Consider the following 11,955-nt stretch of genomic DNA (forward strand, 5'->3'; position numbering starts at 1 on the left):
GACTTTGACTCCCTCATGCGTTGGTTCGAATCCAGCTACCCCAGTTTTTTACGCCGGCGTGGCGGAATTGGCAGACGCGCTGGACTCAAAATCCAGTGCCCGTTAAGGGCGTGCCGGTTCGACCCCGGCCGCCGGTATCATAATGAACTCCTAATGTGTCTTACATTAGGGGTTTTCTTTAGCTCTTTGTCAATAAGAACTGATGCGTGGTGTAAAAACAAATCTGGGTCAGAATGAACCTCATTCTGTCTCAGATTTTTTTGTTATAGAGCCATTTTCTTTTTGAAGCGTTGTCCTACTCTCTATACAGAAAATCATTCCACATCATGAAAAGAACCGTACCTACTGCCGTATAAGATGCTAAAATGAATAGAGGTAATGAAGATGAAGAAAACGTTTTTCTGTCTGATGACTTTTATGAGTTGCTTTCGCTACTGCAAAGAGCAGAAAATGGTCCTTATCATTCATTATCATTGGTGAGGGTCCTACAGGGATTCAAACGTTAGATAGCCTATGATTTTTCTGGCTTCTAGATATAGTGAAAGTCGTTTTTACCCACTCATCTGTGTTTGAAATAATTCATCTAATCAAACTGAGCCAAGAAAATACAATAATGGTAATCATCTAATTTTAAAAAAATAGGGATCTATCTATTGTTTTTTTGAATACCTCAATAGTTTAAAATTGCTCCCGCTCTATACAATTATGAATTAAATGAATTGGACTTTAGTCTAATGTTTTTTACATTAATCAATACTATAATTAATATAGTATTGTGGATTTAAGAAATTAAAGAGGAAAGAGAAAATATAGATGTTAGAGTTAATTATCTCCAAATTTTTTTTGGTACATATTCTATTTTTATTTCTAGCCTATTAAAGTCAAATTTGCTTGTTGGAGGGATTATGGATAATAAGAATCAAAAACTATTTATTGCTCAGTTTATTGCAACAATTTGTGTTGTTGTTATTCATTGTGGAACCATTACTAATCACCCGATAGTGCATTTTTTTCTAAAAAGTATGGTTTGTCGTATTGCTGTTCCATTCTTTTTTGTAAATAATGCATATTTCTTTCGGATAAATAGTAAGAGGGAAGGCTATTCGAAGATGTGGCTAAGAAGAATAGTACGTCTATATACTATAGTGTTTTTGTTGTACATTCCGTTTGGTGTTCAACTGTTACAAGATACAGTTGATATTCAGTGGAATTTATGGTCAATATTATTGGCATTGGTAGTTAGTTTCCTATATACTGGAAGCTTCTATCACTTATGGTATTTTCCTGCTTTGATAAGTTCATTAGCTATAGTTAAATATATGTTTCAAAGATTTAGATATAAATGGATTTTTCTGGTTTGCTTTTTATTTTTTTCAGTTGGTTCCCTTGAAACGTATTCCTTATTTATATCAAATCCAATGGTCATATCAGTTATGGAAAAATACTTTAATATTTTTTTTACTACAAGAAATGGGTTATTCTTTAGTCCACTCTTTATTTCCATAGGATTTGTTTTGGCTGATAATGTACATAATTTAGAAAAGCATCGAAAGTTATTCATATATGGACTAGTCGCTGCGTGTTTTTTAGGAGGAGTCGAAGGGATAATCACATTTTATAATCAAGGAATCGATAAGAATTTTATGTATTTCACAATCCCTTTTATTTTTAGTTTGTATGGACTGTTGGTTATTTCTAAAAGTAAAATCAAAAGTTTTGAAAATTTAAATTCCTATAGTAAGAATATATTCTTGTTTCATATGATACTTATTCAAATCTTTAATATGAGGCATGGCGAAATAACACCTATAAATGGATTATTCCGCTTGATGTTAGGTGTGTTTGTTCCAATAAGCATTGTTTTATTTTACAATAAAATTGTGAAACAAATATCAATTTTTTACAAAATTAAAATGTGAGATGAATTGATGCAGCATATTTGTTTGATTATGCTGAATTAGGATTTAAGTCAGCAATCTTGTTTTGAAATAAATCATCTAGTTAAACTGAACTAAGAAAATACGAGATGGGTAATCATCTAATTAAAATAATCAGGGTTCTAGCTAAACCCCAGCCTTCGGGTATCATAGAACCACTAATGAATCTTACATTTTTGGTCTCTTTGTCAAATGATGTTGGTAAAGAAAATTCTTAGAATCATTTGGACACAAAGAAGAAAATTTCTTTCTGTTCTTTTTTGGTTAAAATAGTATTACCATGACAGATAATATTCTAGTATCTCTAAAAACGAATAAACGGTGTTCAAAGAGCTGACCTTCGGCGATAAGTCAAAAAATCTCAAAACATGAGGAGCTATTTCGAGATTTTCATCCTTAATGCTCCTGCGATTACTCGTCGCAGTTTTTACTTGGTGAGCGCTCAGGTCAAGACACTCTTTTCACAACCTCATGAAATAATGAGAGAGAAGTAAGAAGTAGTTAGTCTCTAAGGATAAACGATTGCCTGTGATAGCTGGGTTATTAATAGGTAGTATGATAAAGTATGAGTAACATATAAAGGATGGTGAATCATATGAAAGTTTTTAAGTTTCTCGTTAAAATGTTCTTAGCTGTAGTAATTCCTGCTTATGCCACTTATGGTTTGTTATCTGATAGGAATAAGTCAGACAGTAAGAAATCAAAACGCACTTAGATTGATTTGATGATTTTATTCGTTGTACCCTGATCCAGGGGAATCGAAAAGCTAAAAAGGAGCAAAACCATCAGAGGATGGAATGATTGTCGAACTTTATTTTTGACCTTATTAATACATAATAATGTAAAGGCATTCATTGGAAGGTGAGTTAAAATGAAGAACATTATTGAGTATAAGATACCCTTTAGTTCTAAAAATATTGAAATACAAGTCAGAGAATTTTTGAATTATTATGAGAAAGATAAAACTGTCTTTCACTCGTATGAAGTAGCCAACAAGGCGAAAGAACTTGCAGAAAAGTTTAACGTACCAAAAGATAAAGCCTATCTTGCTGGTTTGTTACATGATATTAGCGTAATCATTCCTGATGATGAAAGGATAGAACTACAAAAGAGTTTAGGGGAGGAAGTTCTAAAAGAAGAAGAGAAACTACCTATGATTCTCCACCAAAAACAATCAGTATGTATAGCAAAAGAACTATTCAATATAAAGGATAGAGAAATATTATCAGCTATTGAATGTCATACAACGCTTAAAAAAAATGCTTCTAGTTTAGATAAAGTTGTTTTCATTGCAGATAAGATTAAATGGGATAGAGACCATAGTGCTCCTTATTTAAAACAATTGAACAAAGCTTTAGACATCTCTTTAGATCAAGGGTGTAAAACCTATATTGAGTGGGCTTTAACGGATATTTTCGTTTTACATCCTTGGCTAAAAGACGCAATGTGTGACTTAGGAATGTGAGTTTATGAGAAAATTCTATTTGGTTCAATAAAGAATTTGTGCTTTTTTATGATTATATTTTCGTCAGTTAATTTTATAGAGAGATTACTATTTTTTATGTCGAATGAGTGTAATCACCAATGAGGACTAGACAAACGGTTATTCTCAAAGCAGTAAAAGACATACACAATTTTACTTAGTAGTTTGGCGTGATCAAATAAGTTCTTTCAGATTGATGGGTTGAATAACTTCATCTTAGCGGTAGTGTAGTAGTTTTTTATAAAAGAATTAGGACCGATAGAATACTCTATCAGTCCTACAATGATTGAGTGTTCGTCTGGTCTAGAGACTAAAAGGTGAGTGTCCTAGACTTAACATGTTTTACTAGATCTGCTTTAAACGAAAGCAGAAGAAGTTGTCTACTGAAATCACTATACAATTTATTCTGATAATGGAATCAGATTCATTTCTTCATAATAAGACATTTCCCAAAAAAGATATTCAAATTCCAAACTGGAAATAAAAATTTGTTTTACTTTTTGTTGTTCCTTCGCACTTTTCATTTCGGCTAATTCATCCAACAGGTCAAACATCCACTCAAATGATTTTTCAAAACTAGGATCTGCATATAAATCAATCCAGGAGCGATAGGGGTTCTTTTCTAAACTCGATTGATATCGTTTTTTTAAACGACTCGCATAATCGTAATAGGTCCAAGCGCAGGGAAGGATAGCTGCGATGATTTCAGCTACACCTCCACTATGGCCGATCGCTAGCATATTTGTTGTATAAGAGCGATTGTAAAAAGAAGGTTGTACGGTGTTAAATTCTTCTTTTTCAATAGCATAATCCAACATATATTGGCGATGTAAGTCAAGTTCTGTTGCTAGAATACTGTATTGTGCTTCCACAAAATGAAACAATTGATGTTCATTGTCTGATTTGGTGGCAGCTAATGCGAATACTTTAGCATATTCAAATAAATACAAGTAATCTTGTAGTAAATAAAATTGAAATGTCTTTTTAGCAAGAATACCTTTTCCTAATTCTTGAATAAATGGATGATTAAATCCTTTTTCCCAGCTGTCATAAGCTTCGATTTTTAAATTTTTTGAAAATGACATTGATTTACCTCCCAATCGTCTGATCAATCAATCCTAAAAGTTCCTGACTGGCTTTTTTGATATCTTTTTTTGACAAAATAGCAGATACGACAGCAAAACCTTGAATGGGAAGTGAGTGAAAAGCTGGGATTGTTTGCTGATTGATTCCACCGATCACAATGATTGGAAGCGAGATTTGCGCACAGATTTTTTCTAATTCTTCAGTTGTGACATGCATTGCATCTGGTTTGGTATCTGTAGGAAACATTGCACCGACTCCTAGATAATCCGCACCATTTTTTTCTGCTTCGATGGCTTCTTCAACCTTTTGTACTGAAACACCGATTAGTTTATCTGGTCCAAGATGCTTACGAGCTATAGTTAAGGGTAAGTCATTTTGACCTATATGGAGACCGTCTGCATCACATGCCAGAGCAATATCAAGGCGGTCATTGATGATCAAGGGAACGTTATATCTTTTGGTTAATCGCTTTATCTGTATGGCTTCTTCGTAAAACTTTCTAGAATCTAACTGTTTTTCTCGGAGTTGGACAGCAGTAACGCCTCCTTCAAGTGCTTGTGAGACAGCTTCTAGCAGTGTATTGGTAGTGAACAAGAGTGGATCTGTTACTAGGTAGAGCCGGTAATCAATCATCGAATGCAATATAGTCACCTCGTTCTGATAAGGTTTGATCAGTTAGTTTACTTATTTCATCTATTAAATGAGTACGTAAACTACCTGTTCCGTTGGTTTTTGCCTTTTCAAAAGCTAATTCACCAGCAACACCCATTGCAATCACGCTACTTACGGTTGCTTCAAAAAAATCATCGGAATAACCACCACAAAAAGTAGCAATTAGGGAATCTAACATACAACCAGTACCAGTAACATGGCGCATTGCAGCACAACCATTTTTTACCTGCATCGTTCGAACACCATCTGAAACGATATCGATTGCGCCGGTTATGACGATGATACAGTGAAAAGAAGAAGCTAGTGTTCGTGCAATATTGATGACTTCAGTTTCTTTTTTTTGATTCACAAGCGAAGTGTCTACTCCTTTAGCTGAAGTTTGAATACCTGCTAGACAAAGGATTTCTGAATAATTTCCACGAATGACTGTAAAATGGATACTGTTTAATAACTTTTTAGTCACATCCATACGAAATTGAGAAATACCCACACCGACTGGATCGAATATGACCGGAATTCCATGCTTGTTCGCTTCTTTGCCAGCAAGAATCATCGAATCAACGGTTTGTTCATTCAAGGTTCCTATATTGAGAACGAGTGCATCCGTTTTAGCTGTTATTTCTGCTACTTCTTGAATCGCATCAGCCATTATCGGAGAACCACCAATAGCTAAAGTAATATTGGCACAATCATTGACTGTTACATAGTTCGTTAGATGGTGAACCAACGGATTGCATGCACGAATTTGTTGGATAATAGTTTCGAATGATGACATAAAATTACTCCTCTTCAACGGTATTTTGGTAAAGCGAGTAGAAATGATTCGTAGGACCATGTCCTTGACCGATCGCCAACGAATGTTGGATTGCAAGTGTAACGTATTTCTTTGCTTCACAGACAGCCTGCTCTAAGGATTTTCCTAGAGCTAATTCAGAAGCAATAGCAGAAGATAACGTACACCCTGTCCCATGAGTATTTTTGGTTTCGATTCGTTCTGCAGTAAAATGATAGACTTTCTTTCCATCAAAGAGCACATCGGTAGCTTCACCAGATTTATGCCCACCTTTGATTAAAACAGCTGTTCCACTATTTTCGTAGATGGTTCGTCCGACTTGTTCCATATCTGCTATTGATGAGATCGTATATTGTGCAATTTTTTCTGCTTCTGGGATATTAGGTGTAATCAAGTTAGCTAAGGGAAGAACTGTCTGGATCAGTGTATCAATCGCAGTTGGCTCCATCAACGCATTGCCGTTTTTAGCGTACATCACTGGGTCTAAAACAATATTTTGTGGTTGCCATTTTTTTAAACTTTCGGTCACTGCAAGCATTGTTTCTTGGCTAGAAAGCATCCCAATTTTTACAGCGTCGGGAAAAATGTCTTCAAAAACCGCATCCATTTGATCTTTGATGATTTGAGGGGAAATATCTTGGTAGGTCAATACACGAACCGTATTTTCAGCTACGACTGAGGTGATAACCGACATTCCATACACTCGATGAGCAGAAAAAGTCTTTAAATCGGCTTGTATACCCGCACCACCACTACAATCTGATCCTGCAATACTAAGCACTTTTTTCATCTGTGATCCTCCTTAAAATAGAAAAAGACATTCCCCTAGAAAGAAGAATGTCTTGTTTGTTTTGATTTCGCATCAACAAAAAGGACATTTGCTCCCTACGCTGGTATCAACCAAACAGGTTCAAAGGGTCAGGTTTTACCTTCTCAACGCAACAGCGTCCCCCTGCAAACAAAATCATATTTTATTACTTTTTAATCATAGCGGAAATAGTTAGGAGATTCAAGAGCAGATAAAGGAAACAGGTGAGAAGCGGAACTGCTCTTACGTAACTTCCGTTTTTGTCATTGCTAAATATCCATATGAATCAAGTGATCCGCAATGGTGTCGGTAGTAATGATGGAGTCAACCAGTTGATTTTTACAAGCATAATAGATTCCTTGCCATTTCGCATCATCATAAGCAATAGCGATGGTTTCAGGAATCGCTTTAAGCTCTTCAAGACTTAGGCCAACCACATGCTTATTGATTGGATGATTTACTTCTTGCCCATCTTTATCATAAAAACGGGAGTTGATGTCCCCAACTGCACCAATCCCTCTTAATTGTGCCATTTCTTTTTTATTAGTATACCCGATTTCTTCCATCGTGTTGAAATGATCAGGGGAGGAGATACCGACAAGTGCTAATTCGACTTTTTTGGCTTCAGAGAGAATTTTATCAATGTAGATATTACCTTCAAATTCTTGACGGATTATCTCATTAGAAACCAGTGCTGGAGTGTAAAGATATTTTGAAGAACCACGCGTCTTTCGAGCAAATTCATGGCAAAGTTGATTGGAGTGGATATCAAAATGATCATATCCCATGCCGCCAATTAATGGAATGAATGTTGTATCAGGATAATTCTCAAATGGAAATTGAGTAACTAAGCTTTTGATTGACTTTCCCCATGAAATCCCGATTGTTTTCGCAGCTGCAATCTTATCTTTTAAAGAAATTGCTGCAATTTGTCCAACCATTTTCTCGATTTCTGGATAAGATAGATTCGTTGTGTCCACCACTTTAACAAAAGATAAGGCAAATTTTTTCTCTAGTTCGGTTTCTAATTCAATGGCATAGATATTTTCACTATTAATAAAAAATTCAATGAAACCTGCTTTTCGAGCATCAATTAACCATTTAGAAATGAGTGAACGAGAGACTCCCATTTTCTTAGCAATCTGTGCTTGTGTCAGACCTTCTTTATAATATAAAGTTGCTACTTTCACCATGTTTCTTTCTTCAGACTTACTCATTTTTTCCTCCAATTGATCGTTTCACTCCAGTTATTCACTTCACTTAAATAGATCAAGTCGATCGGGTAATCATAACTGTCATACATTTAATAAAAAACATTTCCATTTTTAGTGTACTTTATTTTTTCAAAAAAATCAATTGACATTAATTTTGTCAAATGATATATTCTTGGTGTGGTATCATATGACAAATGAATTGTCTTTTGATAAAAGCGCGCAATTTGATCTTAAAAGGAGGAATGGGATTTGAATTTTCTGGTGAAGTTGTCAGATGGCTTTATGGGAATGTTTCAAGCTGGAGCAGATACTTTTGTTGGATTTTTAACGACGATCGTTCCGCTGTTGATTTCTTTGATTCTTTTTGTAAACGCTCTAATAAAAATTATCGGAGAAAAAAGAGTATTTGGATTCATGCAACGATGTACGAAATTCACGTTATTACGTTATACATTGATTCCGTTTTTAGCGTGTTTCTTTTTAACAAATCCAATGTGTTATACATTTGGACGATTTTTAAAAGAAGAACACAAGGCAGCTTACTATGATGCAACGGTGTCAATGCTTCATCCCATCGTGGGATTATTTCCTCATGCAAATTCAGCTGAACTATTTGTTTATCTTGGTGTAGCAGCTGGCTTTGGTAAAGTGGGAAATCAAAGTGAATTAGGTCTAAGGTATTTATTGGCTGCTTTTATGATTATCTTAGTACGAGGAATCATTACAGAAAAAATTGCTCGTTTCTTAACACAAAGAGAAGCAAAAAAAACAACAGAGGCATAGACGAAACTGAGAATGGAGGTAGAGATGGAAGCGAAAAAACTAATTATCCATAAAGGAAATGGAGGCTGGGGAGGACCATTAACCATTCCGTTAAATGATGAACGTAAGAAGTACGTTATCAGTGTAACCGGTGGTGGTATTCATCCCGTCGCTGAAAAGATTGCGGAATTAGCTGGGGTAACAGCGGTTGATGCATTTAAAAATCCAGTGGAAAAAGAAGAAACCTTGTGTGCAGTCATTGATTGTGGCGGAACAGCACGCTGTGGAACGTATCCAAGAATGAAGATCCCAACAATCAACGTAAAATTGCAAGCGCCTTCTGGGCCGTTGGCGAAATTTATGACAGAAGATATTTTTGTTTCAGGAACAACGATTACAAACATAGAAATTATTAGTGAAAGCGAAGCTGCACAAGTACATAATAAAGAAGATAAGAATGAAAAAACATCAAATATCAACACAAATAAACCGGAAACAACTACAGAAATAACAAAAGAAACCACTGAAAAGAAAAATCATAGCAATAAAAAAGGTGGGATTTTTGGCTTGATCGATACCATCGGACGTGGTGCGGGGAGCTTTATCAATATCATGTATCAAGCAGGGCGTGAAACGATCGATACCGTGCTAACAAATATTATTCCATTTATGGCTTTTGTTGCAACTTTGATTGGTATTATCAACTATACAGGAATTGGGGATATTATTGCGAAGTTTTTGTCACCTTTAGGCGGTAGCTTACTTGGCTTAGTTCTATTAGGTGCTATTACTAGTTTGCCGTTTTTATCTCCTTTATTAGCACCAGGGGCGGTGATTGCTTCGGTGATTGGTTTATTGATCGGAACAGAGATCGCTAATGGTACAATCCCGCCACATTACGCTCTACCAGCACTGTTTGCTATCAATTCACAAGTTGGCTGTGATTTTGCACCCGTAGGAATGACTTTGGGAGAAGCAAAACCAGAAACGATTTCTAATGGTGTGCCAGCTGTGTTGTTTTCGCGAATTTTAACTGGGCCGATCGCAGTTATCATTGCGTATGCCTTTTCAATTGGATTATAGAATAGGAGTGAAAAAATGCAACCTAAAAACATAACGTTTGGCTATTTAGCTGAGAAGAAGAATGCAAAGATCAAGGAAATACCGATGCCTGAATTGGCAGAAGATGAATTGTTAGTAAAACAAGAAGCTTGTAACATTTGTACAACTGACTATCAACAATGGTTAGGACTTAGAGAACATCAAGGCTATCCTATGGCTGGCGGACATGAATGTTCAGGAATTGTCATAGCAAAAGGCAAAGCTGTCGGCGATACCTACCAGATCGGCGATCGAGTCAGTGTACTTTATGATTATTGTGGTTACTGTGATGAGTGTAAATTTGGTGAAATTACGAATTGTGAAAACAAACGGCAATTTGGAAAGAATTATTCAAAAGAGTTTTATGGGATTTTTGGATTTGCGAATTATTTTGTTCGTAAAGCCAAGAGCTTCGTCAAGATGAGACCAACTTTATCTGCCTCAGAAGCTGCTTTTGTCGAACCCTTATCCTCCGTCGTTCAAAATATGAAAAAATTACGAATAGTGCCTGGGAAAGAAACGATCGTGATCATCGGTGGAGGAACAATGGGACTTCTTAATGGACTAACAGCACGAGCAATGGGCGCAAGGGTCATTATTTCTGAGGTCATGCCTAAAAAGTTAGCTCTGATCAAGGAATTAGGGTTTGAAGCGATTGATGCAAGTCAAAACGATCCAGTCCAAAAAGTCAAAGAACTCACAAATGGGAGAGGGGCTGACAGCGTCATTGTCGCAGTTGGATCAACTTTGGCGATGAATCAATCCCTTGAGATGGTGAAAGAAAAAGATGGGAAAATCTCGATTTATGCTGCGGGTTATCCTGCGCCTGAAATGGCTATCCAGCCAAATACGATTCATTATATGCGTCTCGAAGTGATCGGTACGTATGCTTCCACATTAGAAGATTTTTATGACGCAGCTACACTCCTAAATGAAGGGCGTGTCGATGTATCAAAATTGATCGAAACCAAAATTCCATTAATGGATATTCAAAAAGCATTCGAGATCGCTAGTACCCCAGGAAGCTACCGGGTATCAGTTGTATTAAATGAGGAGGGGAATAAAGAATGATCAAATGTTTAGCAATCGCAGATTTATTTATTGATCGAGAAATGATGGAAGAAGGCTTAAAAGATTTAGCGACAAAAGGAATTTCTGTAGACATCAAAGAATGGCGGCATTCTGATTTAGATAGTCTGCAAAAAGGTAATATCAAGATTGAAAAACATGGGTGTGATGCAGTCGAATTACCAGAGTATCTCTTAGAAAATATTGAAGAGTATCAGTGGATCATTACTCAATTTGCACCGATTGGTAAAAAAGTGATCGAACGGGCGGAAAATTTGGAATTAGTTGGCGTACTGCGAGCAGGTACAGAAAATGTCGCTGTTAGCTATGCCGAAGAAAAAGGAATTGCTGTTTATAATACTCCTGGCAGAAGTAAGACTAGTGTGTCGGAATTTACTGTTGGTTTGATTTTGACAGAAATTCGAAATATCGCACGAGGAAATCAAAAATTAAGAGAGCATCAGTGGCAAAAGTACTATCCTAATGGGCTATTAGCACCTGAATTAAAAGAGTCAACGATTGGGTTAATTGGTTATGGCGAAATTGGCCAACGAGTTGCTCATTTGTTGCGACCTTTTGGATGTAACATTCTTTTCTTTGATGATTATTTTGATGGTACGTCCCCTGATACTCAAGTTAGCTTAGAGGAACTGGTGGAAAAAGCAGATATCTTTTCGATGCATTATCGATTGACTCCTCAAACAAAACATATGATCAATGAGTCGCATTTCAAGAAAATGAAACCTTCTGCTGTTTTCATCAATAGTGCCCGTGCTGGATTAGTCAATGAGCAAGATTTGATTCAAGCATTAAGAAACAAAGAGATTACGGGAGCGGCAGTGGATGTTTTTGAACAGGAACCATTACCCGCAGACCATCCTTATCTAACATTAGATAATCTCACGATCACTCCTCATATTGCGGGCTCGACAATTTGTAATTTTGCCAATTCGCCTAAAATATTAGTGAACCGAATCTTTAGAGAATATTTATAAAAAAACATAAAAAATTGAATGAGTGGAGGAAATACA

General features: G+C 36.1%; 11 protein-coding genes, 2 tRNA genes and 1 riboswitch (1 of these 14 only partly in view). Of the genes, 8 read left to right on the forward strand and 5 right to left on the reverse strand.

Annotated elements, in window-relative coordinates; genetic code table 11:
* The 4 genes from IGK91_RS04310 to yqeK all read left to right on the forward strand — a co-directional run.
* A tRNA-Gln gene (locus IGK91_RS04310) sits at positions 1-44 on the forward strand (it extends 28 nt beyond the left edge of the window).
* Positions 45-52: 8 nt separating this feature from the next.
* A tRNA-Leu gene (locus tag IGK91_RS04315) sits at positions 53-137 on the forward strand.
* Between the two features lie 768 nt (positions 138-905).
* On the forward strand, positions 906-1,919 hold the full coding sequence (locus tag IGK91_RS04320; RefSeq protein WP_081122915.1) for an acyltransferase family protein: 1,014 nt from the start codon (positions 906-908) through the stop codon (positions 1,917-1,919).
* A gap of 889 nt (positions 1,920-2,808) precedes the next feature.
* Complete coding sequence (gene yqeK / locus IGK91_RS04325) at positions 2,809-3,402, forward strand: bis(5'-nucleosyl)-tetraphosphatase (symmetrical) YqeK (RefSeq protein WP_010719632.1); 594 nt, start codon at positions 2,809-2,811, stop codon at positions 3,400-3,402.
* 419 nt (positions 3,403-3,821) lie between these two features.
* On the opposite strand, the gene tenA is transcribed toward yqeK, so the two are convergent.
* The 5 genes from tenA to IGK91_RS04350 all read right to left on the reverse strand — a co-directional run bounded on the left by tenA (position 3,822) and on the right by IGK91_RS04350 (position 7,996).
* Positions 3,822-4,505: a thiaminase II gene (gene tenA, locus IGK91_RS04330; protein ID WP_010737296.1), complete on the reverse strand. Its 684-nt coding sequence runs from the start codon at positions 4,503-4,505 to the stop codon at positions 3,822-3,824.
* A gap of 4 nt (positions 4,506-4,509) precedes the next feature.
* Complete coding sequence (thiE, locus tag IGK91_RS04335; RefSeq protein ID WP_430599001.1) at positions 4,510-5,139, reverse strand: thiamine phosphate synthase; 630 nt, start codon at positions 5,137-5,139, stop codon at positions 4,510-4,512.
* Complete coding sequence (gene thiM / locus IGK91_RS04340) at positions 5,132-5,953, reverse strand: hydroxyethylthiazole kinase (RefSeq protein ID WP_010737298.1); 822 nt, start codon at positions 5,951-5,953, stop codon at positions 5,132-5,134. The genes thiE and thiM overlap by 8 nt, the downstream gene beginning before the upstream one ends.
* Positions 5,954-5,957: 4 nt before the next feature.
* On the reverse strand, positions 5,958-6,761 hold the full coding sequence (thiD, locus tag IGK91_RS04345) for a bifunctional hydroxymethylpyrimidine kinase/phosphomethylpyrimidine kinase (RefSeq protein ID WP_081122912.1): 804 nt from the start codon (positions 6,759-6,761) through the stop codon (positions 5,958-5,960).
* A gap of 75 nt (positions 6,762-6,836) precedes the next feature.
* Positions 6,837-6,935: riboswitch (TPP riboswitch) on the reverse strand.
* 113 nt (positions 6,936-7,048) lie between these two features.
* Entirely contained in the window at positions 7,049-7,996 is a 948-nt protein-coding gene (locus IGK91_RS04350) for a sugar-binding transcriptional regulator (protein ID WP_010737300.1), read from the reverse strand.
* A gap of 246 nt (positions 7,997-8,242) precedes the next feature.
* Here IGK91_RS04350 and srlA point away from each other — a divergent pair, with 246 nt between their 5' ends.
* Genes srlA through IGK91_RS04370 form a run of 4 tightly spaced genes read left to right on the forward strand, consistent with a single transcriptional unit; the run spans position 8,243 to position 11,919 of the window.
* Positions 8,243-8,776, forward strand: coding sequence for a PTS glucitol/sorbitol transporter subunit IIC (gene srlA, locus IGK91_RS04355; RefSeq protein ID WP_010737301.1), 534 nt, complete (start codon positions 8,243-8,245; stop codon positions 8,774-8,776).
* Between the two features lie 24 nt (positions 8,777-8,800).
* Complete coding sequence (srlE, locus tag IGK91_RS04360; RefSeq protein ID WP_010737302.1) at positions 8,801-9,838, forward strand: PTS glucitol/sorbitol transporter subunit IIB; 1,038 nt, start codon at positions 8,801-8,803, stop codon at positions 9,836-9,838.
* A gap of 15 nt (positions 9,839-9,853) precedes the next feature.
* A complete protein-coding gene (locus IGK91_RS04365) occupies positions 9,854-10,927 on the forward strand; it encodes a zinc-binding dehydrogenase (RefSeq protein WP_010737303.1) in 1,074 nt (357 codons plus the stop codon).
* Positions 10,924-11,919 (forward strand): 2-hydroxyacid dehydrogenase, encoded by a 996-nt coding sequence (locus IGK91_RS04370; RefSeq protein WP_181934227.1) that lies wholly within the window; start codon positions 10,924-10,926, stop codon positions 11,917-11,919. The genes IGK91_RS04365 and IGK91_RS04370 overlap by 4 nt, the downstream gene beginning before the upstream one ends.
* Positions 11,920-11,955 lie beyond the last annotated feature (36 nt).

Origin of the sequence: Enterococcus sp. DIV1208 (assembly GCF_050530455.1) — a bacterium.
In the GTDB taxonomy this organism is placed as follows: Bacteria; Bacillota; Bacilli; order Lactobacillales; family Enterococcaceae; genus Enterococcus_B; species Enterococcus_B hirae.

What these genes read in the sequence shown, in the direction of transcription:
- IGK91_RS04370 (WP_181934227.1), top strand. Translation starts at nt 10,924, where the DNA reads ATGATCAAATGTTTAGCAATCGCAGATTTATTTATTGATCGAGAAATG.
- thiM (WP_010737298.1), bottom strand. Translation starts at nt 5,953, where the DNA reads ATGTCATCATTCGAAACTATTATCCAACAAATTCGTGCATGCAATCCG.
- IGK91_RS04350 (WP_010737300.1), bottom strand. Translation starts at nt 7,996, where the DNA reads ATGAGTAAGTCTGAAGAAAGAAACATGGTGAAAGTAGCAACTTTATAT.
- srlE (WP_010737302.1), top strand. Translation starts at nt 8,801, where the DNA reads ATGGAAGCGAAAAAACTAATTATCCATAAAGGAAATGGAGGCTGGGGA.
- IGK91_RS04320 (WP_081122915.1), top strand. Translation starts at nt 906, where the DNA reads ATGGATAATAAGAATCAAAAACTATTTATTGCTCAGTTTATTGCAACA.
- IGK91_RS04365 (WP_010737303.1), top strand. Translation starts at nt 9,854, where the DNA reads ATGCAACCTAAAAACATAACGTTTGGCTATTTAGCTGAGAAGAAGAAT.
- thiD (WP_081122912.1), bottom strand. Translation starts at nt 6,761, where the DNA reads ATGAAAAAAGTGCTTAGTATTGCAGGATCAGATTGTAGTGGTGGTGCG.
- thiE (WP_430599001.1), bottom strand. Translation starts at nt 5,139, where the DNA reads ATGATTGATTACCGGCTCTACCTAGTAACAGATCCACTCTTGTTCACT.
- tenA (WP_010737296.1), bottom strand. Translation starts at nt 4,505, where the DNA reads ATGTCATTTTCAAAAAATTTAAAAATCGAAGCTTATGACAGCTGGGAA.
- yqeK (WP_010719632.1), top strand. Translation starts at nt 2,809, where the DNA reads ATGAAGAACATTATTGAGTATAAGATACCCTTTAGTTCTAAAAATATT.